This is a genomic window from Psychrobacter cibarius, from assembly GCF_016107535.1.
GTDB classification, from domain to species: domain Bacteria; phylum Pseudomonadota; class Gammaproteobacteria; order Pseudomonadales; family Moraxellaceae; genus Psychrobacter; species Psychrobacter cibarius.
Window position 1 is genome coordinate 15626 of sequence record NZ_JABASQ010000002.1, and the last position, 23386, is coordinate 39011.

Below are 23386 nucleotides of genomic sequence, written 5' to 3' on the forward strand. Positions count from 1 at the left end.
TCAATATGTCTATATGAAACTGGGTTTGCCATGACTGAGAATACGCATTTGCATACGCAGGATCCGCAAAATACCAAGAGTATTTTTAACTTGCCTAATAACCTTACTATCGCGCGGATTTTAATGATTCCGCTATTTGTCGCGATTGCTTATTGGCCACCTGCTATGGGAATTGGCATGCCTGCCATCTCAGACAATGTGATTGCGCGGGTCGGCATGAGCGAATTTAGTGATAGCTTATTACGTCATTTACTTTTGACTAGCGTTTTTATTATTGCAGCGATTACTGATTGGCTTGATGGATATTTTGCCCGTAAGCTTAACGTTATGTCAGCCTTTGGTCGTTTTCTAGACCCTGTCGCTGATAAGTTAATGGTGGCGGCGGCGCTTATTATCTTGGTGCAATGGCATCCCAATATTATTATGGCAATCGCCGCGATTGTGATTATCTCGCGTGAGATTGCGGTGTCAGCGCTGCGTGAATGGATGGCAGAGCTGGGCAAAAGTACCAGTGTGGCGGTGTCGTATGTCGGCAAGCTAAAAACGACGTTTCAAATGGTGGCTATTACGGTACTTTTATTAAACTGGGAGTCGCTCGAAACAATCGGTTATGTGCTGATGGTTGCTGCTGTTATTTTGACACTATGGTCGATGATGATTTATCTCAAAGCGGCTTGGCCGTACCTAAAGCAAAGCGGGTAAATATATAACGCAGATATGGTCAACAAATAACATAGACAACAAAAAACGCCAGTCGCATTAGCCGCTGGCGTTTTTTATGGTCTGTTTGAAATACGGCTGATGTTGCCTATTTGCCTTAGACATTGTTTGTATGGTTAATATATACTTAAAATTATTAGGGTCTGTTGAACATTCAAATATTAGGGCTGCTGATTGCTAAAATTGCACCAAACTAGGCGCAAACCGACGATAATGTCGAGACCTTAGCTAGGCTTGCAACAACGTTTGGGGTGATTTTAGCATCAGCCTTTCAGGCCAATACTCTTTTTTGCCAATATATAGCGAAATTGTTTAACCTAGAATGACTAGGCATCAAAAATTTCACTGCATATTGTCTAAAAAATAATGACTGCCAGCACCACATTTGAATGTTCAACAGACCCTGAACAAAATACAAGAAATTGGTCAAGCTATCATGAGACGTCATTCAAATAAGGAAATAGGCATGACATCATATCAGGCACAGTCGGGCGTTGCCGTATTATTGTTGGCATTATTAACGGGGTGTTCTTCTGGCTCAAACATGCAGGAAGAGACCACCTCAACCATTCAGCGAGAAAAATCTATTCAAACAGACGCTACTGCAGAACGTTCCACTCAGGACGCGGCAGAATCGGAGCGTTTGGGCACAAAGTGGGGCGATGACGTTAATTCAGAAGTGACAACGGTTGATCTGCGCCGTACGAGCAGTGAGCCTATCGAGCAGATGCAAGTCCGTTATGCTGATAAATCTTATAATGGACGTGCGGTTAATAGCATATCACTACTGGCGGGCAAGGTGGATTTTTCGATGGAAACTGACACAGATACGTTATCGATCTATCGAGATTCGGGCAATTACTACGTGCAAGGTCAAGCGGGTCAGGCCTACCGTTTGGTGTATCATAATAACAGCGACAACACTTATGAAGTCGTCGCTAGTATCGATGGAATAAATGTCCTCAATGGCAGTGCTGCCAGTCGCTATGATAGTGGATATGTGCTAAATCCACATGATAATTTGGTGATTGAAGGTTTCCGTAAGAGCCAAAGCTCAGTAGCTTCCTTTATATTTAGCAAGCCAGAAAGTGCCTATGCTGCCAATACCAGATCAGGTTCTATCAATAACACCGGTGTAATAGGTACAGCAGTTTATGGTCTATATGATCCATCTAAGCCGAAGCCTCAAAAGCCGCAAGCTTACCCTGCGGACAATGGTTATGCAAAACCGCCACAGTAATGCCTATCAATAGATAAAACATAAAGAAACGCCAGTCGCATTAGCCACTGGCGTTTTTAATTTTGCTATTTCTGGTTTAGATAACTTATAACGTCACTGAGTTATTTTCACCCAGATTGGTCGCTTTTTTGCCGTCCATTACAGCAGCAGTGGTCATCTTAAACATATTGACGACCGAGCTACCACTGAGCCAATATTCAGCGCCATGTGGTACGACTTTAATCAGCTGTACATTTGGATCTTCTTTACCTTGCTCATAAAAAGCATTGTAGATCGGCGACCATAGCTCGTCTAATTTCTCTTGGTCTTCGACCAGTTCCGCTTTACCATTAATTGAGACATAATTTTTGGCGTCTTGACTGACATAAGCCAAGTTTACTTGCGGATCTTTCTCAATGTCGCTGACGGTTTCGGTACTCTTGTCACCGATGAACCAAATCTCTTTTGCACCGATGCTCGTCTCGCTCGTTGTCATTGGGCAGGCATGCAAATGGCCTTCGTGAGTACGAGTTGTCATCATGGCAAACTTGATGTCTTTTACCAATTCTTGCACTTTATTGATATGGTCTTGTCTACTCATAGTAAATTTCCCTTTCTTTATTTTGATTAAGTCGTAGTGATTAAATAGTTGATTGTTTTAAATAGTTGATTGTTTATAGTAGTTTTTATTCAGGCTAAGCATTTTCCAAGTATCGAAAACCAGATGAATTTAGAAAAACAATCGTCGCCTTAATAACTGAAACTAGAATACCTAGTTGTGACCTTGTGTTTATATAGGTTGCCCGTAAGGCGATGTGAGGGTTTGTAAGGATTATAAGCTTTAGGTAAAAATTGTGACGACATCGCTGTTAAGTTTCTGTTGTGAAAGTAGCCTGTTGTAAAAGTAACAAGGGTTGCAACGATGGCGAAGATTTCACTATTATTGAATAGCAACCATCAGCAATTTATCTTGGTTTTGACCTGCTTATTACAGGGCTTCTTGTTATAATACCCAGACCATTTACTTTGCATGGCAGAGATGCCTTGATCTTACGGATTATGCCTTTATGATGACCATCGCCGGACAACCGTTTCTTACCGATTTTCAGACGCAGCAACTCATCAGTCAGTTTCAGCAAAAAACCGAGCTAAATGTCAGCCAAATCCATACCCAGCAAGTGTATGTGTTATCACGAGAACTAGAAGGTGATGAGCATAAAAAAGCGCTAGACTTACTTGCTGTCGATAGTAGCACTGTCCTTGAAGCCCCAAAAAGCAATCAATTACAAGTCATCGTAGGTCCACGTTTTGGCACTATATCGCCATGGGCAAGTAAAGCGACCGATATCTTTAATAACTGTGAAATTGCGATCAATCGCGTCGAGCGTGTCGTTGTCTATACGCTGACCATCGATAGCAAGATCAGTGAAAAGCTGTCTACTGCCGCTGAGCAAGTATTGTTTGACCGTATGACGCAGAGCTTGGTCTATGACTTGAGCGATGTCAGTAAATTGTTCGACGATCAAGCGCCAGCATCACTGAATCATATCGATGTCATCGGACAAGGTCGTACGGCACTAGAATTAGCCAACACCCAGTTTGGTTTTGCGCTATCTGTCGAAGATATTGATTATTTGATGAATGCGTATGTCAATGAGCTAAAGCGCAATCCAACGGACGTTGAGCTAATGATGTTTGCACAGGCCAACTCAGAGCATTGCCGTCATAAGATTTTCAACGCTGAGTGGACAGTCGATGGTGCTGTACAGCCAAAGTCATTGTTCCAAATGATTAAGAACACTTACAAAGCCAATCCACAAGGTATCTTGTCAGCGTATAAAGACAATGCCGCGGTAATGGCAGGTTCTGAGGGTATGCGTTTTTATCCAATTCCTACCGACGCGATGGATGCCAATTCAATTCACCCTTATGACTTTCATCAAGAAGAAATCGACATTTTAATGAAGGTCGAAACCCATAACCATCCAACCGCGATTGCCCCTTATTCTGGTGCAGCGACGGGTGCTGGTGGCGAGATTCGTGATGAAGGCGCGACTGGTCGTGGCGGTAAGCCAAAAGCAGGTCTGACAGGCTTCCATGTATCACACTTGCATATCCCAGAGCTCGCTGAGAAGTGGGAGCAGTCAGGTCAGTTGAGTACTCAGGCTTATGGCACGCCAGATCGTATGGCAACCAGTCTTGAGATTATGACTGAAGCGCCTCTCGGTTCAGCCAACTTCTCAAACGAATTTGGTCGTCCAAACCTATGCGGTTATTTCCGTAGTTTTCAGCTTGATACCTCAGCGGCAAAAGACGGCAGCGAAATGCGCGGCTATCATAAGCCAATCATGCTGGCAGGTGGTTATGGCAATATCAAACGCAACCTCATTGAAAAAAACACCATTCAGCAAGGTGATTTATTAATCGTCCTTGGTGGCCCTGCGATGCAGATTGGTCTAGGCGGTGGTGCAGCCTCTTCGGTTGATAGTGGTGACCTTGATGAAGGCTTGGATTTTGCCTCAGTTCAGCGCGATAACGCTGAGATGGAGCGTCGTTGCCAAGAAGTTTTAGATCGCTGCTGGGCACTTGCTGGTAATGATGTCGATGCGAGTAACAATAGTAAAGATGGTAACCCTATCGTGTCATTGCATGATGTGGGCGCGGGCGGTATCTCTAATGCAATGCCTGAACTGGTCAATGACCATGAGATGGGCGCGATACTAAATCTGCGTAAAATACCATCGTTAGAAGCTGGCATGTCGCCAATGGCTATTTGGTCAAACGAAGCGCAAGAGCGTTATGTCCTCGCGATTCGTCCAGACAGCGAAGCCCAATTCGATGCGATCTGTGCGCGTGAGCGTTGCCCGTATGCCATCTTGGGAACAGCCACGGATGTCCGTCAGCTAGTTGTTAATGATACGCTGCTAGAAGACCAACCTGTCGATATGCCGATGCAAGTATTGCTCGGTGGCACGCCGAAGATGAAGCGTAGCTTTGACCGTCATGACACCAGCTTACCTGCATTAGAGTTAGGTGAGGTCAATTTAGCTGAGTCAATCAAAGACGTGTTGCGTCACCCAACGGTCGCTAGCAAATCATTCTTGATCAGCATTGGTGACCGCTCTATCACGGGTATGGTCGTGCGTGATCAGTATGTGGGTCGCTATCAAGTGCCTGTATCAGATTGTGCGGTGACAGCGTCAGGCTTGATTGCGCTCGATGGTCAGGTGATGAGCGGTGAAGCCATGAGTATTGGTGAACGTACGCCAGTTGCGCTCATCAGCCCACAAGCCTCAGCACGACTTGCCATTGGCGAAGCGATTACCAACATCGCTGGTGCGCGCATTGCTCAGTTGTCTGATATCACGATGTCAGCGAACTGGATGGCTGCCTGTGGTGATGATGCAGAAGATGCAGCATTGTTTGACGCTGTATATACAGTCGGCGAAGAGCTATGCCCAGCATTGGGTATCGCGATTCCAGTTGGTAAAGACTCGCTATCGATGCGTGCCAACTGGACTGATAGCAGTGAAGAAGGCGAAACGGATAAATCAGTCGTATCACCAATGAGCTTGGTGATTACTGCCTTTGCTCCTGTCGTTGATGTGGCAAAAACGCTAACGCCTGAGCTAATCAATGGCGACAGCGCGTTCTACCGTATCGACTTGTCTAAAGGTAAGCTACGTTTAGGCGGCTCAATCCTTGCGCAAACGCTTAGCCAATTGGGTAACGACTGCCCAGATTTGGCACAGCCAAGCGACTTGGTAGACTTCTTTAACTTTGTCCAAGCGGGCAACGCGCAAGGCGTCATCAGTGCCTATCACGATATCGGTGATGGCGGTCTATTGGCAACTATCGCTGAGATGCAATTCACCAGCCGTCAGGGTATCAAGCTGTCATTAAATGATGATAACTTACTTGGTCAGCTGTTCAGTGAAGAGTTGGGTGCAGTTATCCAAGTATTGCCAGAAAACGTTGCGGCGCTCATGCAATTGGCAGAAGAATTTAACGTCAGCGATATGCTCAGCCTAGTTGGTCAAAGCTCGGAAGAAGACAGCTTAATTATCCAAACGCCTTTGCACATGGGTAATGAAACTCTAAGCTTTAGCCGTAGCGAATTACAACAAGAATGGAGTCAGGTCAGCTATCAAATCGCGCGTCGTCGTGACAATCCAGCTTGCGTACAGCAAGAATATGACTTGATTAGCGATGCTAGCCACCAAGGTCTTATCGCAGCGCCAAACTTTGACCTCAATCAAAAAGTCGAAGCACCCTACTTAAACAGCCGTGCTGATTCTGATAACAGCAAACCAAGAGTTGCTATCCTACGTGAGCAAGGCGTCAACGGTCAGACAGAAATGGCAGCAGGCTTTACTCAAGCAGGCTTTGAAGCGGTAGACGTACATATGAGCGACCTGCTAGAAGGTCGCATCAATCTACGTGACTTCGATGGTTTGGTCGCTTGTGGTGGCTTTAGTTACGGTGATGTCCTTGGCGCAGGCTCTGGTTGGGCAAATTCTATCTTGTTCCATGACGAGCTACGCATGCAGTTTGTCCGCTTCTTTGCCCGTCCGGATACCTTCTCACTTGGTGTCTGTAACGGTTGTCAGATGATGGCGCAGTTAAAAGACCTCATCCCCGGCGCGGAGAATTTCCCACGCTTTATCGCCAATAAGTCAGCTCGCTTTGAAGCGCGTACGGTCAACGTAAAAGTCGAGCGTACCAAGTCTATCTTGTTTAAAGGTATGCAAGACAGTATCTTACCAATCGCTGTTGCTCATGGTGAAGGTTATGCCACATTGAATACCACTGAAATTGATGGTATGGCAAAACACGGTCAGCTCGCCATGCGTTATGTCGATAGTCAAGGTCATCCAACTGAGACTTATCCGCTCAATCCAAACGGTTCGGTTGGCGGTGTCACGGGTCTGTGTAGCACTGACGGTCGCGTCACCCTTATGATGCCGCATCCTGAGCGTAACTTAAAAGCCTATAACCACAGCTGGAAACCAGAAGCGTGGGATGAGGACGGTGCGTGGATGCGTATGTTCCGCAATGCGCGTGCTTGGTTGAGATAGGCTGGTTTGAGTTGTTTTAGATAATAAAAAAGGTGGGCTTAAAGCTCACCTTTTTTGTGTTTCCATTCAGAATGTATAGTCAAACCTAACAAACATTAAGAACTAAAAACTGAGTTTTAGCCTCGTAACCTTGAAGTAGTTATAAAATTTATGTGAATCGAATATAATTATCTTTGGACCACTGCTTTTACCGATACTCTCTTAGCGAAACATGATATTGATTTTGCTAATAAATACTTAACCTTAACTAAGTTATGATACATTGGTACAACATTATACTAACCAATAATACAGGGATTTTTTTATGGGATTACCTCGTGCATTCGTTGGATTTAGCTCAACTGATATTCATTATTTTAGATTAATGAAAGCTTGGAAAGCTAATACAAGATTTGACTTTAATTTTGCAGATTTTCAGATTGAAAAGGCAATCAACTCTGAAAATGAAGAGTATATTAAGAGCTTAATTAGAAAAAGAATAAATATGTCCGGCACATTCATATCTTTAATAGGTGCAGATACCAAAAATAAGCATAAGTTTGTAAGGTGGGAAATGGAAGTTGCTTTAGAGAAAAAATGTAGAATTATTGGTGTTAACCTAAATGGTAGCAGAGTTTTCGATGATTTACTATGCCCTCCAATTCTAAAAGATAAAGGAGCTATATTTTTACCTTTCTCTCCTACCATTATCGCATATGCACTCGAAAACTTTCAGAAAGAAGAAAAAAGTAACTGGTATTATGGAGATAGCGTATATAAAGAATTAGGTTATGAGTGAATCTTTTGAAGATAAGGATTTCCCTAGTATTTTTAATATGGCAGATAAATGCTCTATTGACAGTCAAAAGGAATATCTAAAAAAAATTAAATTGAATGCTTTTTTAGGTACAGTTTCCATAGGGTTGGCTCTTTTTACTGATACTTCTAGAATATCTTTAGCATTATTAATTATATCATTAATATTTTGTGTTATTTCAATGTGGTCATTAGTATCTGAACAAAAGGAGAAAGCATGGTATAAGAGCAGAGCGCTAGCTGAATCGGTGAAATCTCTTACTTGGAAATATATAATTGGGGGAGAGCCTTTCATACACAGTCTTGATATGGATAAGGTTAATAAAGACTTTATTATTAAAATTAAAGGACTAAGAGAAGAACATAAATCAATTTTCCGAGATATGATAATAAGCGATGATAGCTTATCGATAATAACTGAAAAGATGAAAAAAATTAGAATTTTGTCAGATAAGCAGAGAGCAGAATACTATTTGAAAGAAAGAATAAGATCTCAAAAAGAATGGTATATTAAAAAATCTAAATATAATGGTCAAAGAAGTAAATTTTGGAGTCGTACAATAGTGTTATTATTAGTATGCGCATTAGTTTTCGCTGTTCTAAAAGCTATATTTCCTGAATATAAATATTATCCCATAGAACTATGCATATTTCTGTCAACATGCTCTTTTACATGGCTACAGACTAAAAAGTTTAATGAACTCAATGCTGCATATAATTTAACAGCTCATGAAATTGCTGATATAGAAATTGAGATGATTAGAATTATTGATAATAATGTATTTGAAAATTATCCAGAGTTTATATCTGATTGTGAAACTGCATTCTCAAGAGAACATACTCAATGGCTTGCTAGAAGAGATTCTTTGAGTTAGCTCTATAAAATAATTGTTAGTTGTTTTATTAAATCAGAAAATATTGCTCTATAGGGTTAAATATGTTTACATTTTTCATGGTTTTTGCTGTTTACCGTGGGAGTATGTATTATCTTGAAAAATACGCAGGTCGACAAAATCCTTCATGGGGGCTGAGTTTTTCTTTATTTAGCTTTGTAACACTATTTGTTCTAACTATTTTTATTATGGCACCATTCAAAAAATGTAGAATAGATGTTACAAGTTGTAATATTTTTATAATTTTAGCTCACTTTTTAAACGCTATTATAATAATTGCTATTGCACTAAAAGTTAGTAAGAAAATAAAAAAAATAGACATTAGAAGCCGAGAAAAAGTAACATGGATCAACTTCAAGTGGTCAACAATTGGATTTTTACTGCTTCTATCAGTATGGCCATTATTTATTTATTATAAAACTGAAATCAAAAGTTTATGGATCTTAGGGCTTATTCCAATACTAGCCGTTAGAGGTCTAAATATGCATCGGCGATCTTTGTCTTCTATTGAAAAAATTGAAAGTATCAATATTGAGGATGAAAAATATATTATTTTTTTGAGAGATTTTAAGATTGATAAAATTAAAGCAAGACCTAAAAATGTAAAATTAAATTTTTTTGATTCAGTATTGGGAATTAATGTTGAGCAATACTTAGAAAAATACTTACCAAAACATATTGTCTTTATTGCTTTAGGTAGCCCTAATGACTACATACCAACACTTGGTGCAAAAAAAATATATTTATCTGATAAGGAATGGAAGGATTACGCAGCTAATTATATACAGAATGCAACTCTAATAGTTATTTTAGAAGGTATTTCTGAAGGTCTTCAATGGGAGTTGAGTTATATTAGAGAAAATATCTCACCAAACCAAGTCAAAATTATTTCTTTACCTAAAGAATTTAAAAAATACAGCTTACTTACTGGAAAACAGAAAAAACAAGTATTTAAAAGATTTTTAGCCAAATATAATTATGTGGTTGAAAATGAAATTGAAGAAGGTAAACTAATATCTTTCGATAAAAACTGGAAAGCAGATAAATACGAAAGTTATGAAAAAATATTAAATTATTTGCCTTTATATGATGCTGTTGAGAAAAAGTGAACAAGTATAATATTTCAGTTTAAGATGTTATCTAACTGTATACAAACTAATATTCTTAAGTTTTACATCATTTAACCAACATTCTAAATAAAAACTTTAACCTTTTTTTTAGATTTATACATCGATTCACGCATCTTAGCACTTTCCTTTAACACGCAAGCATCATAAGCAGAAAGAGGCTCAGGTTCTTGCTCCTTTTCCTGTGCTTGCTTGGCTTTTTCTTATAGATAATTTTGCAGGTTATCTTGCTCAGAGTTACTCATCCTTTATCTTTTTCATCACTTTTTAACCTCAAAAAAAACGGCACTGAAACCAGCGCCGTTTTATGAGTCATAACAGGGTAAAAGCTAACCACGACTTATCAAATGCTGAATCGCCAAAATTAATCCCAGCTTAAAATTACCTTACCGCATTGCCCACTTTCCATGATATCAAAGCCTTCTTGAAAATCATCGATATGCATGCGATGGGTAATGATTGGCGTCAAATCAATACCGCTAATCAGCATTTGCTCCATCTGATACCACGTCTCCCACATCTCGCGCCCATAAATACCTTTTAGGGTTAACGCCTTGAAGATAATCTTGCTCCAATCCACCGTGGTAGTGTTAGGTAAAATGCCCAAGAGCGCAATTTTAGAGCCGTTATACATATTACTAATCATCGAATCAAAGGCCTGAGGCGAGCCTGACATCTCAAGCCCAATGTCAAATCCGTGCATTTTTAACGTATCGATAGCGCCTTCGATGGTTTCACCTTTGGCTGGGTTGATGGTCATCGTCGCGCCCATTTTTTTGGCAAGCTCCAGACGATAATCACTGATATCGCTGACCACGATATTACGTGCCCCTGCGAAGCGGCAAATCGCTGTTGCCATGGAACCAATCAGACCTGCACCCGTAATCAGTACATCCTCACCAAGGACAGGAAACGAAAGGGCAGTATGCGTGGCATTGCCAAAGGGGTCCATAATGGCTGCCATCTCATCGCTGATACGCTCATCGAGTTTGATGACATTATCGGCAGGTATCACCAAATATTCGGCAAATGCGCCATCGCGATCAACGCCCACGCCGATGGTGTTTTCGCACACATGTAGCTTACCACGGCGACAGTTACGGCAATGCCCGCAAGCGATATGTCCTTCGCCAGTGACTCGATCACCCACTTCGAAATGCTTTACGCCATCGCCCATCTCACTAATGATACCGACGTATTCATGTCCGATGATCATAGGTGTCTTGATGGTTCTTTCTGACCACTCATCCCACTTATAAATGTGCAAATCCGTACCACAAATGGCGGTTTTTTTAATTTTAATTTTAACGTCATTGATGCCAACCGTAGGTTCTGGCATGTCTTGCATCCAGATGCCTTTTTTGGCATGGGCTTTAACCAGTGCTTTCATACTTTTCTCTTATTTAGCTGCATTTTATGGTTGAATTTAGATCAATACCGAACGACGCTTAATCAATCACTTTCATTTGCTTGGCGACTTTGATAAAGGCGGCGATACATTGGTCGAGCTGTTCGCGAGTATGAGCAGCAGAGAGCTGGACACGAATGCGAGCCTCGTCTTTGGGTACGACAGGGTAGAAGAAGCCAATCACATAAATGCCTTCTTCAAGCAGTGCGTCTGCCATTTGTTGCGAGACATTGGCGTCATAGAGCATCACCGCACAGATGGCCGATTCGGTAGGCTTGATATCGAAGCCCGCGTCTTGCATTTGCTTCACAAAGTAGGCGGTATTTTCATGCAATTGGTCTTGTAGTGTATTGTCTTGCGATAGCATTTCAAACGCTTTTACCCCAGCGGCAGCCACCATAGGAGGAATAGAGTTTGAAAATAAGTACGGGCGTGAGCGTTGACGCAGCATCTCAATCATTTCTTTTTTACCCGTGGTAAAGCCGCCAATAGCACCGCCAAATGCCTTGCCTAACGTACCCGTGATCAGCTCAATATCGCCACGTAGATCAAACAATTCAGTCACGCCGCCACCAGTGCGACCGACCACACCTGCTGAATGCGATTCGTCAATCATGACCATGGCATCATATTTTTGTGCCAACGCATAGATCTCATCCATTGGTGCCACGTTACCGTCCATTGAAAACACACCGTCGGTGACAATCAAACGAAAACGCTGTGCTTGCGCTGCTTGTAATTGCGTTTCTAAATCTTGCATATCTGCATTGGCGTAGCGATAGCGCACGGCTTTACACAAGCGCACACCATCAATGATTGAGGCATGATTTAGCGAATCAGAAATGATGGCATCTTCGCTGGTCAGCAGTGGCTCAAAGGCACCACCATTGGCATCGAAACAGGCGGCATAAAGAATCGTATCTTCGGTATTAAAAAACTTGGAAATCGCCGCTTCTAATTGCTTATGCAAATTTTGCGTACCACAAATAAAACGCACCGATGACATGCCATAACCTGAGTCTTCAATGGCTTGGATAGCCGCCTTTTTAATCTCAGGATGATCAGACAGTCCAAGATAATTATTGGCACAGAAGTTAAGCATCTCACGGCCATCGGCGATCTTGATGAGCGCATCTTGCGGAGAGGTAATAATGCGCTCGTTTTTATACAGGCCTGCCTCGCGTATATCGCTGATTTCTTGTTGTAGGTGTTTTTGAAAGGTTTGATACATAAATATTCCTTTTTTAGTATTATTGGTGTTCGTTTGATAATAGAAATATTGGGACTGGTAATAGAACTAAGCTATTTGCGTATTAATACGGATTAACCACAAATTGCTAAATACTGACGCACCACATTATCCATGCCTTGCTCCAGTGATTCAATCGTAAATGCATGACCAATCGACACTTCAGCGATATCACTAAGCGCGAGCAAGTCAGCCAAATTATCCAAATTTAAATCATGACCCGCATTGACGCGGATGCCGTTTTGATTGGCTAGATTAATACAGTCGCTAAAGCGTTGCTTGACCTCATCGAAATCAAACTTGTCATCGCTCTTACCATTACTGTAGGCGCGTGCCCATTCTTCGGTATACATCTCTATCGTCTGTACCTCACTCTCGATGACCGCTTTGATTTGTTCGATATCAGGGTCGATAAATACTGCGCAGCGTGTACCAAAGGCTTGTAGCTCTTTGCTTAACGTTGATAAAAACTCATGGTGAGTGATGATATCAAAGCCATGATCAGAGGTCAGCTGATCGTCGCTGTCTGGCACGAGCGTACATTGATGCGGCTTTACCTCACGGATAATCTTTAAGAACTGCTCGTTTGGATTCCCTTCGATATTGAACTCAATCTCTGGATAGTCCTTTAAGAATGCACTGATATCATAGACATCTTGGTATCTGATATGTCGCTCATCGGGTCTCGGGTGTACGGTAAAGCCTTTGACACCTAGGTCAATCAGCTTTTTCACAAAGGTCAACAGGTTAGGGTAGTCAGTACCGCGAGAGTTACGGATTAAAGCCAATTTATTCAAATTTACGCTAAACAATGTGCTCATAAAATTCCTTGTACAGCTTGTTTATTATTGATGATATGAAAGGGTTAATAAAAATCGTTGGTATCAGCATACTTCTTATTCAATGCCTTTAAAATAGCATAAGTCTCTAAATCTACCGTTCCTGTTGGGTTACGGGGTCTAAAGTGCAGTTGAAATGCATAGACGACATCACGACTGGTTTTATCCCACTCGTCACTACTGTTAATCTGATAGCCATAATCACGAAACTGCTGCTTCAGCTCAGGTATCGTGGCCGCTGCAAATGCGTTTGTATCCATAAAAGCAAGCTTATCAGTGTCATCATACCAAGCACCGATGCCATACTCTTTATATAGCTGCTGCCAAGGGAACTTTGCACCGGGGTCTATTTTGCGCGAGGGTGCCATATCAGAATGACCGATGATATTTTTCGGTGAAATGTCATATCTCGCCGTGATATCTTGCACCAACTCTGCGACTTTTTTAATCTGTAACTCGTCAAACGACACATAATGGTCATAAGGATGATAGTCGAGTTTGCCATTTTTTAGTGCATTCTGATATTCAGGCGCAATCCCTGCATTGACGATTTCTATGCCGATAGAGGTATCGTTCAAGATGGTTCTACCTGCAAAGCCGCCGTCACCTGCATGCCAAGCGCGCTCGTTTTCTGGTACGAGATTATAGATTTTATCATCGTCATTATCTAACACTAGATAGTGTGCGCTGACCTTGCCTGTGGTCAGTGTTTTAATGGATCGGTCATTGTCTGACACCGTATAGTGCAGCACAATGGTTTTGATGCGTTCGCTTTTGCCAGTGGCTTGGTAGGTTTTACTATCCACGATGTAGCTTTCGGTGGTCGCTACTGGAGAGGTCGTGGTCACGCAGCCAATCAAGGGCAGTGTTAAGCCAAACGCTAAGAAGATGTTTTTTACCATGAAATGCTCTGTATGAAAAAAGGTAAGCTTTGATATAGTCGTTTCAATATAATTTGGATACAAGGAAGGCGAGCGAAAGTACTACAAATAGTAGACTAAGCGAGCCTGACACCGTATCTGATTTATATAGGATTGACTATACTTGCCTTTATTTTTTTATTGATAGTAGATAGATGAGTTCGAGATATCTTTGAAAGCTTTTTTAATCCTTGCGAATCTTCTTCGCCAACACTTTTTTCCAACTCTCTTCCAAGCACTCAATCGACAGCCACGGCTCAATCACCTCGGCATCGTATTTTTCTTTTGAATTGGCCAGTTGCCACAGCCTCTCTAACGTGGCAAACGGATAAGGGCGTTCTATCAAGTAAACTGGCAAATCAGCGCTAACCATGCCATCACGTACCACTTTGAAATACCAACCAGCGATACCTTGTTTACTTACCCATGCTGCGATATTTGGCACTTTGGTAAACTGTCCGATTTGATCATTGATTTTGTAGCAGGGGCGTCGTGGTTGGACGATACGCAGTTGTAAATTATCAACATCATCCGTACTAGTAGCCGTATCACCATACTCTCCTCCATACTGATAAACATCACCAATGCAAACCGTAGACTCAGTCATTTCAGGTAGACCATTGACGGCTTCGGTCGTGAGGTTTTCGCCCAGCGTACCGACGCGTACCTTTAGACTGAACTCTGTATTGATTCTCTCATAAGTTGCAGGTGCCAGTTGATGCACGGCTTTGAGTGGGCCGCCATGATGCTTGCGATCGGCTTGCTCATCAGTTATCAGTCCCATAAAATTGACCGCAACAGGTGCGTTAATTGGCGCTTTATCAATGGCACTCATTTCTTCACGGGTAAATGGCATGGCTTTGCCAGCGCGGACGCAGATTAGATTGGCGATATGTAGCGGCAGTGTTTGGTTAAAGTCGGCTACATCTTTTTGGGTAGAGGATGTTAGCGTTGCTACATTTATAGGTTCTAAGCTCATAAGTTTTCCTAATCTATAGGGATTTATTAGGGGAGAGGCTACTTTGATACTGGTATTAATAATGCGTATTATCTTAGCTTAATCATTCATCTAATGCTAAGCATTCAGCCGCTTAATATTTAGCAGTAGGTGAAAGAGTATTAGAACGGTAAATTTTAGACAAAAAAAGACCAGAATAGATATCTGGTCTTTTTGGTTTTCACAGCGTTATAAAAATAAATAAAATTATTTATTTTTATTGCGGCGACCAGCGGTTTTCTTTTCACGCGGTACAGCGACCAGCTCAGCCAATTGCTCAGGTGATGACCATAGACCTTCTAAGTCATAGAACTCACGGGCTTGTGGCGTCATTACATGAACGACGACAGCGCCCAGATCAATCAATGTCCAATCAGAGTCGATACCGCCTTCGCGACCAAGTGGCATAAAGCCCGCTTGCTTCGCTTCAGCACCGACATTGTCAGCCATCGCGCGTACATGGCGCTTAGAAGTACCGTCAGCGATAACGATGCGTTCGGTTACGTCAGTCAAATCTTCTACATTCATTACGGTGATGTTCTTCGCTTTCATATCATCTAGAGCGGTCTCAACAACGGCTAAGCATTCTTTTAAGCGTTCTTCAGTCATGGTGTTGGTCATAAATTTTGATCTCTTGAATCGTCAATATTAAAAATAAAAAGGTAAATCGTCAATTTGCATGCGTTGGCATTGTCGAATGGACTAGATGTCGCCAGTCAGCTGTAGAGACTGGATGGGCAAAATGACAAAGATAAGGCGATTTTAACGGAATTGAGCAGCAGAATATAGCTGATGGGCGATAATATATTGATAAACAGCAGGATTTAGCCATTTAGTTAATGGATTGGGTGCAGTATTGTCTATGATATCATTTATTGGTGCGATAGATGTCATTTGCCTTGCCGCTGCCGATATTATATTCGATCGATTGTCTGTCGGTTGCAACTGTTGGCGTATCTGTGTACTGGATATCGTGGCGATAGGACGAGAGTCTATATAAATGTGGCCTTGATGGGTGTTTTTCAAGAGACGGCTATCGGTCGATGCTTGAGAGGTGGGCTGTAATAAATCAATAGGCGCATCGATGCGTAAAGATTGCAGCTGCGCAGGTAATTGGGTGTGCAAGTTCATCGCATCCTGCGCGACTAACGTTTTGTTCGCGCAATGAGTCGTGGTTGCCAACAGGTGATTATTTTTATGATTAATATCAGACAGATCATCACGATTAAACACCCAAAGATTGACGTAATCCGTAAGCTCTAAACCATTTTTCCATTTGCTCAAACTCAGCGCGCTATCCATACCGATGATGAATATTAGACTGTCATTTGGATAACGCTGGCGCAACGTGCGTACACTATCGATGGTATAAACAGGCGGTGTTTGCCACAGCTCAAGCTCATTAATTTGTAGCGGTGTGTTGAGTGTCGCAAGCTTTAACATCGCCAGACGGTGTTTAGGAGCTGTACTTTTTTCTTTAAAGGGAGAGCGTGCATTGGGCAATAGTGACACGTGCAGCGCGCGCTGTTGCTGCTTGGCTATCGGTAGCAAACGCTGATAAACAGTCATTGCCATTTGCAGATGACCCTCATGTACGGGATCAAATGAGCCGCCAAGATAAGCACGAATGGCTGGCGCAGGTGTATTTTTTTGAGGATTTTTGCTGGTATTTGGCATAAATAAATGCGTAAAAATAGATAAGAGGTACGTTGTCGTTGATGCCTTTTACCCTTTTATCAGCGGACCTTTTTAGGTTAAATGCTTCGATGGTAGCGCTATTGTAGAGGGCAAGCGGGCATCTGTCATTAAAAGCGCTGAAATACTAGGTAAAATGAGCGCTTAGCTATCCGTGATGAAAATTTTTTAAAAAGTCAGTTGTAAACGTAGCCAATAAAAAACCGACCATCATGTTGATAGTCGGTTACCTATAGCGCAATTAGTCCTACATTTTAATGCAATTAAATTGCGTCGCTATGAGCTTGAATAGCGGTAAGGGCGATGGTGTAGATAATATCATCGACCAAGGCTCCGCGAGACAAGTCGTTTACTGGCTTATTCAAACCTTGCAGCATTGGGCCAACACTCACTACATTGGCGCTACGTTGTACGGCTTTATAAGTGGTATTGCCCGTATTGAGGTCTGGGAAAATAAAGACATTGGCTTGCCCAGCGACAGGTGAGTCAGGCGCTTTTTGCTTGCCGACGCTCATGACAGAAGCGGCGTCATACTGTAGCGGCCCATCGACTTTTAGGTGTGGCGCACGCTCGCGGACGATTTGGGTCGCACGAGTGACTTTTTCGACATCTGCGCCAGTTCCTGATGAGCCTGTAGAATAGCTAATCATCGCGACTTTTGGATCAATACCGAAGGCAGCAGCAGACTGTGCTGATTGAATGGCAATCTCAGCCAGTTCTTCGGCATTTGGATCAGGATTAATGGCACAGTCACCGTAGACCACCACTTGCTCAGGCAGCAGCATAAAAAATACTGATGATACGAGCGAGTATTGCGGTGCGGTCTTAATCAACTGAAACGCTGGACGGACAGTATTGGCAGTGGTATGAATCGCGCCAGAAACGAGGCCGTCGACTTCGTCCATCTGTAGCATGGTCGTGCCTAGATATACGGTGTCTTTTAAGTATTCAGCCGCGACTTCTGCGCTGGTTTTGCCTTTACGGCGTTCGACCACTGCAGCGATATACTTATCCATATCAAGCGTATCGGGGTCAATTATTTCAAGACCTTCTGGTAAAACTAAGTCAAGATTTTTAGCCACTTGCTCGACATCGCTACGCTTAGCGAGTAGTACACAGTTGGCGATGCCGCGGCTTTGACAGATACAAGCGGCTTCAACCGTACGCGGCTCGGAACCCTCTGGTAGCACGATGCGTTTTTTGGCGTTTTGTGCTTTTTTAACCACTTGATGACGGAATGCAGATGGTGAGAGGCGCGGCTCATGATTTTGACTAAAATAGTCTTTAATCCAGCTAAGATTTAAATGAGCGGCGACATAACGAGCCACTTCTTCAGCACGTTCGGTATCATCACTTGGAATCTCTGCGCTCATGTGCATGAGGCTTTGTACGGTCTCATAGCTGTCCCTTTCGACACTCATGACAGGGATACCTGTTTTGAGGGCAGATTGCCATAGCTCAGCGACGGTTGCACTCGGCTCGACGCCGCCGGTTAATACCAATCCTGCCAGCGGGATACCATTGATACAAGCCAGTCCAGCTGCTAATAGTAAATCATCTCGATCGCCCGGTACGACGATAAGGGTGCCACGTTTAAACACCTCATCGACGCGTGCGACCGAGCGTGCGGTTAGGCTAATGCGGTTAATACGGCGTGACTTAGCTTCACCGACATTGAGCCATTTGGCATCAAGCTCAGTGGCGATATCCCACGTACGAGGCACGGACAGTGAATCACTGAATGGCACTACCCCGATTAAACGGAACGCATCAGTATTAAAATGTGGTGATAGGCGCTGGACTTCTTGCATAAAGCCTTCATCTAAACTCACAACTGCTTCGCCAGGGGCAACGATTTGATTTTCTACGGTGCTTTGTGCATTTGGCAAGTCATGTACACGCATCAAAATCGCGCCGAGCGTGCGCTCATGGGCGATGCCGCCAAACTCACGAGCGTGAACGTCAAGCTTATCAGCCAGATAGGCCGGTTTACTGGTATCAGCAGTGCTAACAAAGATTATTCTAGCATCTAATGCATGGGCAATCGCACGGTTGATTTGTGAGGCATAAGAGGTCTCTGTGGTCGGTACTAAGCCTTCACAGATCACCACATCATAATCATCGCCAAGAGTATGATAATTGACGACCACTTCTTCCATTAAGTCATCAAGATTACCATCACCAATCATACGCTCGACACGCTGCCGACTGATAGATTTAGGTGGCGTCAGACCAAAAGCATGCATTGCTAACGCGCTTGAGCTATCTAAACTGTTTTGCTTATCAAGTGTATCATCTTGCAAAAATGGCTTCATAAAGCCCGCTTTGATACCGTTGTAATCAAGAGCGCGGATCAATCCAAGCGCTGCTGACGTTACGCCGATACCACGGCTGATGGGAACTAGTAAAATGGTTTGCATAAAGTATCCTACGGTTTATTATATTTTTAAAGCTCACTTCATCCTTGCTGGAATGAGTAAAACGTCGCGCTTCTCATCATAGGCTATGTATAAGAAGCGCTGGGCAAAAAACAATCCAAAACGTCTAATGAATAAAAGCTTATAAGGCGACTAGAAGTTTATGAGAAAATTATAAGCAATTTATAATATAAGCAACTTATAAAAAATCTCGAGCTTAGAGTAAGCCCAATGCTTCACGTGTTTCTTGAGCAATACGGCACTCTTCATCAGTTGGCACAACCCACAGCTCGATGCTGCTATCGTCTGCGTGGAAGCTGCCTTCGCTACCACCAAACAAGCTCGCATTTTTGTCAGCGTCTACTTTTATGCCGAAATGACGCATCACTTCTAGGATACTGGTTCGGGTGGTTACTGAGTTTTCGCCGATACCACCTGTAAAGACAATGCCTGTGAATTCTGGCAGCGCGCAGCTTAAGCTGGCAAGATATTTACCGACGCGGTAACAGAACATCTCGATAGCGAGTTTGGCATCTGCATGACCTTCGTTCGCCGCTTGTTCGACGGTACGTAAATCATTAGACAATCCTGAGACACCCAATAGACCACTTTCATTATTGAGCATGGCATCAATCTCTTCCAAGCTCATACCGAGCTGGCGCTTTAGGTGTATGTGTAGACTTGGGTCAACATCACCACTACGCGTACCCATCATGAGCCCCTCAAGCGGGGTCAGACCCATACTGGTATCGAAACTTTTGCCATCATAAACGGCAGTTGCCGAGCAGCCATTACCCAGATGCGCTGTAAGCCAGCCATGTGGGCCTTTAGACTCAGTAATTTCACTGGCACGCTCTGAGACATAGGCATGAGACGTACCATGAAAGCCATAACGGCGGATTTTGTGTTCTTCGTATAGGGCTTTTGGTAGTGGGTAGCGAAAAGCAACAGGAGGCATGGTTTGGTGAAAGGCTGTATCAAAGACGACGACTTGAGGAATATCAGGATAAATCGCCTGTACCGCTTCGATACCTAAAGCATGGGCAGGGTTATGTAGGGGTGCGAGTATTTTTAAGCGTTTTACTTCGTCTAGCACATGCTCATCGACACGGACCGCTGCAGAGTACTCACGGCCACCATGAACCACGCGATGACCAACGGCGATGAAATGATACTGTTCTAATAGCTCAAGGATTTTTTGTAATGCTAACTGATGACGACCACCTGAGATAGAGATTTCCAGCTTATCACCATTCAACGTCGTGTGTTTGATACGAGCAGTATCGAGTCCTAAGTTTTCGGCCAAACCAGTGATACGAATAGAATTGTCTTCGCTAATCAGCGCGTATTTGATAGAAGAGGAACCACAGTTGAGGACTAAGGTGGGATTGATTAGATTCGATGTTTCGGTATTTTTGTCATCAAAAGTGGTGGTTAGGCTGGCGCTCATACTCTGTCCTTAGATTGTATTTTGTAAAGGGTGACTCATCACAGACGAGTACCGGTTGAATAAACAAAAACCAGCCGCATCCATGCCGACATAGGTCAAGCAAGTACATTGCTGATTCTGGTCACTCTTGGGCTGGCACTATTGATCAGTGCTTGTTAAGTCGCATGCTAGCGCCTCAACACAGTCGCAAGGTCTACACATAATGTACCATAGTTTTATGGCTATACCACGATAACTATAAGGGTTAAATTGATAGAATGTGGTATAGACAATACAACTGTACACCGAGTGTCGCTAGGGTTTGTCGGCTGCTACAGCCAAATATAGTAGTTAATAATAAATTGTAAGAAAATTTGTCTAAGTAAATATAATAGGCTGTTTTACCATTATAGCGATACATTAAGACCGCTAGTATCAACGCTCGCTTAGTAAATGGCAGTCGCACGGTCTAGTAAAGCTTAGCAAAACCAAACTCGTCCAAATTTATTGATTAGGGATATTCAGTATGCACACAGCATTATGTAATAATGCTATTATCCAAAGCAGTCATATTGTCATTTTTTAGCGATGGCGATAGCTTTTATTTAGCTGTCTATAGGGTTTGATCTATCGACTTTATGACTCGTGTTTTTTATCATTTTCATGCCATTGCAAAGTCACAGGTTCTCTATTCTATGTTTACTATTAACCGCTTTTCGAAAACTGAGCACACTAATGTCGCTGATCTTGGTCGCCGTGTTATCTCCACTTTTATTATTAGTGGGGTGATGATGATGGGTTTGACGGGTTGCGGTCAAAAAGGCAATCTATACCTCGCCGACGCTAGTAGCCAGACGGTTCAAGGAGCTACGGATAGCGCTGGCATACAGGGTAGTACCTATTCGACACAAGATGATGGTCATCAAGAAATGGATGATTTTAAGCTACCGGAACCTAGTGAAGACCCTAATGATTATTGATTCTGATTAAAGAATCAATGCCGTCAACGAGATTTCGGTGTACACCCTAAGATTTTTTAACTTTGTAACCTGATGAAATTAGAGATGTTTATATGAGTCATTCTGAGCAACAAACTGGCGAATCTGTCACGATCCAAACTGAGCAAGGCTTGTATGTTAATCCTCAAGCTTTAACCGTCCATTTACCCGCGCTAGATTATCACAATGGCGCATTGTATATGGAGCAGGTGAGCATTGATGATGTGGTTAAACACTATGGTACGCCATGCTATGTCTACTCAAAACAAGCCATTTTGGATGTCTATCAAGCTTATAGCGATAGCTTTGCCAGTTTAACGCACCAGATTTGTTATGCTGTAAAAGCCAATTCTAATCTTGCGGTACTTGGTATATTGGCGCAAGCAGGCGCAGGATTTGATATCGTCTCTCGTGGCGAGCTCATGCGGGTATTGGCGGCAGGGGGCGAAGCTGCACGTGTGGTATTCTCAGGCGTCGGCAAAACCTATAGCGATATTGAATATGCCCTGACCCAAGGTATTGGTTGTTTTAACGTAGAGTCAATCAGCGAGCTGACTTTGATTAATGATGTGGCACAGAAATTGGATAAACCTGCGCCAATTTCACTACGGGTTAATCCCAATGTCGACGCCAAGACGCATCCGTATATTTCAACAGGGCTAAAAGACAATAAATTTGGTATCACCCACGAAGACGCAGTTGCCGTCTATGAGCAAGCGGCGCAATTATCTCATATTGATATCGTCGGTATTGACTGTCATATTGGCTCGCAGTTGACTGAAGTTGCGCCATTTGTCGCGGCTTTGGATAAAGTGATTGAGCTGATACACAACCTACGTGATAAAGGTATCGAGCTGCGTCATATCGATTTGGGCGGTGGTTTGGGTGTGCGTTATATCGATGAGACACCAGTATCTATCGACGAGTTTGCTCAAGCGTTATTACCGAAACTTAGCGAGCTTGGCTTAACGGTATTCTTTGAGCCGGGTCGCAGTATTGTGGCAAATGCTGGGGTATTATTGACCAAGGTTGATGTGCTAAAACCAACGGAACATAAGAACTTTGCCATTGTTGACGCAGCAATGAATGACTTGATTCGTCCGGCGTTATATCAAGCTGAAATGGCAGTCATTCCAAGTGTCTTGCCTGATAATGGCATCGACACTGATGGCACACAGGCATGGGATATCGTTGGCGCTATTTGCGAAACGGGTGATTTTTTAGCGAAAGACCGTTTATTGTCGCTCGCGGCAGACGATATTTTAGCAATCACAGGCGCTGGTGCGTACGGCTTTACCATGAGTAGCAATTATAATTCACGCCCGCGTGCTAGTGAAGTAATGGTCGCCGATGATAGCCATCAACTGATTCGCAAACGCGAAACCATTGAAGCGCTATATGCAGACGAAGTATTGTGGCAAGGTAAATAAATCGATGACCAACGGATTTAGCCATTTTTAGCCCATTTAGGCGCTTTCGTTCAGATTGAGGACATGCCCTAGATAAAAAGCCCGTTGTCTTTGATGATGGGCTTTTTTATGGCCTGCTCTAATAAGAGATATCAGTTTGACTGTACAAGATGGATTCAGCATCGTGTTAACT

The 23386-nt window shown here is 42.9% G+C and carries 18 protein-coding genes; 8 read left to right on the top strand and 10 right to left on the bottom strand.

The features are described from left to right. Positions 1-30: 30 nt before the first annotated feature. Both pgsA and JFC08_RS02065 read left to right on the top strand, forming a co-directional pair. Positions 31-702 carry a CDP-diacylglycerol--glycerol-3-phosphate 3-phosphatidyltransferase gene (gene pgsA / locus JFC08_RS02060; RefSeq protein WP_198329536.1) on the top strand — a complete coding sequence of 224 codons (672 nt, stop codon included), beginning with the start codon at positions 31-33 and terminating at the stop codon, positions 700-702. 484 nt (positions 703-1186) lie between these two features. After that, entirely contained in the window at positions 1187-1960 is a 774-nt protein-coding gene (locus JFC08_RS02065) for a hypothetical protein (RefSeq protein ID WP_198329537.1), read from the top strand. A gap of 85 nt (positions 1961-2045) precedes the next feature. On the opposite strand, the gene JFC08_RS02070 is transcribed toward JFC08_RS02065, so the two are convergent. Next, a complete protein-coding gene (locus tag JFC08_RS02070) occupies positions 2046-2540 on the bottom strand; it encodes a pyridoxamine 5'-phosphate oxidase family protein (RefSeq protein ID WP_193009253.1) in 495 nt (164 codons plus the stop codon). 466 nt (positions 2541-3006) lie between these two features. Between JFC08_RS02070 and purL the strand changes: the two genes are divergently transcribed. The 4 genes from purL (at position 3007) to JFC08_RS02090 (ending at position 9814) form a co-directional block, all read left to right on the top strand. Further along, a complete protein-coding gene (purL, locus tag JFC08_RS02075) occupies positions 3007-7017 on the top strand; it encodes a phosphoribosylformylglycinamidine synthase (RefSeq protein ID WP_198329538.1) in 4011 nt (1336 codons plus the stop codon). Positions 7018-7321: 304 nt separating this feature from the next. After that, positions 7322-7795: a TIR domain-containing protein gene (locus JFC08_RS02080; protein ID WP_198329539.1), complete on the top strand. Its 474-nt coding sequence runs from the start codon at positions 7322-7324 to the stop codon at positions 7793-7795. Further along, on the top strand, positions 7788-8687 hold the full coding sequence (locus JFC08_RS02085; protein WP_198329540.1) for a DUF4231 domain-containing protein: 900 nt from the start codon (positions 7788-7790) through the stop codon (positions 8685-8687). Before JFC08_RS02080 ends, JFC08_RS02085 begins: the two co-directional genes overlap by 8 nt. A 62-nt stretch (positions 8688-8749) precedes the next feature. Beyond that, on the top strand, positions 8750-9814 hold the full coding sequence (locus JFC08_RS02090) for a hypothetical protein (protein ID WP_198329541.1): 1065 nt from the start codon (positions 8750-8752) through the stop codon (positions 9812-9814). Positions 9815-10196: 382 nt separating this feature from the next. Here the strand turns inward: JFC08_RS02090 and tdh are convergent, their stop codons facing one another. The 9 genes from tdh to JFC08_RS02135 form a co-directional block, all read right to left on the bottom strand. Continuing rightward, positions 10197-11222: an L-threonine 3-dehydrogenase gene (tdh, locus tag JFC08_RS02095; protein ID WP_198329542.1), complete on the bottom strand. Its 1026-nt coding sequence runs from the start codon at positions 11220-11222 to the stop codon at positions 10197-10199. 58 nt (positions 11223-11280) lie between these two features. Next, entirely contained in the window at positions 11281-12471 is a 1191-nt protein-coding gene (kbl, locus tag JFC08_RS02100) for a glycine C-acetyltransferase (protein ID WP_198329543.1), read from the bottom strand. A 92-nt stretch (positions 12472-12563) separates the two neighbouring features. Further along, a complete protein-coding gene (locus JFC08_RS02105) occupies positions 12564-13310 on the bottom strand; it encodes a pyridoxine 5'-phosphate synthase (RefSeq protein WP_198329544.1) in 747 nt (248 codons plus the stop codon). A gap of 44 nt (positions 13311-13354) precedes the next feature. Beyond that, entirely contained in the window at positions 13355-14230 is an 876-nt protein-coding gene (locus JFC08_RS02110) for an N-acetylmuramoyl-L-alanine amidase (protein ID WP_198329545.1), read from the bottom strand. A gap of 202 nt (positions 14231-14432) precedes the next feature. Beyond that, positions 14433-15227, bottom strand: coding sequence for an MOSC domain-containing protein (locus JFC08_RS02115; protein WP_198329546.1), 795 nt, complete (start codon positions 15225-15227; stop codon positions 14433-14435). 225 nt (positions 15228-15452) lie between these two features. Beyond that, positions 15453-15866 carry a ribosome silencing factor gene (gene rsfS / locus JFC08_RS02120; RefSeq protein WP_045443355.1) on the bottom strand — a complete coding sequence of 138 codons (414 nt, stop codon included), beginning with the start codon at positions 15864-15866 and terminating at the stop codon, positions 15453-15455. A gap of 141 nt (positions 15867-16007) precedes the next feature. Continuing rightward, positions 16008-16922: a nicotinate-nicotinamide nucleotide adenylyltransferase gene (locus JFC08_RS02125; protein ID WP_198329547.1), complete on the bottom strand. Its 915-nt coding sequence runs from the start codon at positions 16920-16922 to the stop codon at positions 16008-16010. A 281-nt stretch (positions 16923-17203) separates the two neighbouring features. After that, positions 17204-19360 carry a phosphate acetyltransferase gene (pta, locus tag JFC08_RS02130; protein WP_198329548.1) on the bottom strand — a complete coding sequence of 719 codons (2157 nt, stop codon included), beginning with the start codon at positions 19358-19360 and terminating at the stop codon, positions 17204-17206. Positions 19361-19574: 214 nt separating this feature from the next. Beyond that, entirely contained in the window at positions 19575-20807 is a 1233-nt protein-coding gene (locus JFC08_RS02135) for an acetate/propionate family kinase (protein WP_055123535.1), read from the bottom strand. Positions 20808-21481: 674 nt separating this feature from the next. Between JFC08_RS02135 and lptM the strand changes: the two genes are divergently transcribed. Both lptM and lysA read left to right on the top strand, forming a co-directional pair. Beyond that, a complete protein-coding gene (lptM, locus tag JFC08_RS02140; RefSeq protein ID WP_198329549.1) occupies positions 21482-21766 on the top strand; it encodes an LPS translocon maturation chaperone LptM in 285 nt (94 codons plus the stop codon). Between the two features lie 92 nt (positions 21767-21858). Further along, positions 21859-23214 carry a diaminopimelate decarboxylase gene (gene lysA / locus JFC08_RS02145; RefSeq protein ID WP_198329550.1) on the top strand — a complete coding sequence of 452 codons (1356 nt, stop codon included), beginning with the start codon at positions 21859-21861 and terminating at the stop codon, positions 23212-23214. Positions 23215-23386 lie beyond the last annotated feature (172 nt).

Coding starts and splice junctions, on each gene's coding strand:
- JFC08_RS02125 (WP_198329547.1), bottom strand. CDS start 16,922: ATGCCAAATACCAGCAAAAATCCTCAAAAAAATACACCTGCGCCAGCC.
- JFC08_RS02090 (WP_198329541.1), top strand. CDS start 8,750: ATGTTTACATTTTTCATGGTTTTTGCTGTTTACCGTGGGAGTATGTAT.
- JFC08_RS02135 (WP_055123535.1), bottom strand. CDS start 20,807: ATGAGCGCCAGCCTAACCACCACTTTTGATGACAAAAATACCGAAACA.
- JFC08_RS02080 (WP_198329539.1), top strand. CDS start 7,322: ATGGGATTACCTCGTGCATTCGTTGGATTTAGCTCAACTGATATTCAT.
- JFC08_RS02110 (WP_198329545.1), bottom strand. CDS start 14,230: ATGGTAAAAAACATCTTCTTAGCGTTTGGCTTAACACTGCCCTTGATT.
- kbl (WP_198329543.1), bottom strand. CDS start 12,471: ATGTATCAAACCTTTCAAAAACACCTACAACAAGAAATCAGCGATATA.
- JFC08_RS02115 (WP_198329546.1), bottom strand. CDS start 15,227: ATGAGCTTAGAACCTATAAATGTAGCAACGCTAACATCCTCTACCCAA.
- JFC08_RS02085 (WP_198329540.1), top strand. CDS start 7,788: ATGAGTGAATCTTTTGAAGATAAGGATTTCCCTAGTATTTTTAATATG.
- purL (WP_198329538.1), top strand. CDS start 3,007: ATGATGACCATCGCCGGACAACCGTTTCTTACCGATTTTCAGACGCAG.
- tdh (WP_198329542.1), bottom strand. CDS start 11,222: ATGAAAGCACTGGTTAAAGCCCATGCCAAAAAAGGCATCTGGATGCAA.
- pta (WP_198329548.1), bottom strand. CDS start 19,360: ATGCAAACCATTTTACTAGTTCCCATCAGCCGTGGTATCGGCGTAACG.
- lysA (WP_198329550.1), top strand. CDS start 21,859: ATGAGTCATTCTGAGCAACAAACTGGCGAATCTGTCACGATCCAAACT.
- pgsA (WP_198329536.1), top strand. CDS start 31: ATGACTGAGAATACGCATTTGCATACGCAGGATCCGCAAAATACCAAG.
- rsfS (WP_045443355.1), bottom strand. CDS start 15,866: ATGACCAACACCATGACTGAAGAACGCTTAAAAGAATGCTTAGCCGTT.
- JFC08_RS02065 (WP_198329537.1), top strand. CDS start 1,187: ATGACATCATATCAGGCACAGTCGGGCGTTGCCGTATTATTGTTGGCA.
- JFC08_RS02070 (WP_193009253.1), bottom strand. CDS start 2,540: ATGAGTAGACAAGACCATATCAATAAAGTGCAAGAATTGGTAAAAGAC.
- JFC08_RS02105 (WP_198329544.1), bottom strand. CDS start 13,310: ATGAGCACATTGTTTAGCGTAAATTTGAATAAATTGGCTTTAATCCGT.
- lptM (WP_198329549.1), top strand. CDS start 21,482: ATGTTTACTATTAACCGCTTTTCGAAAACTGAGCACACTAATGTCGCT.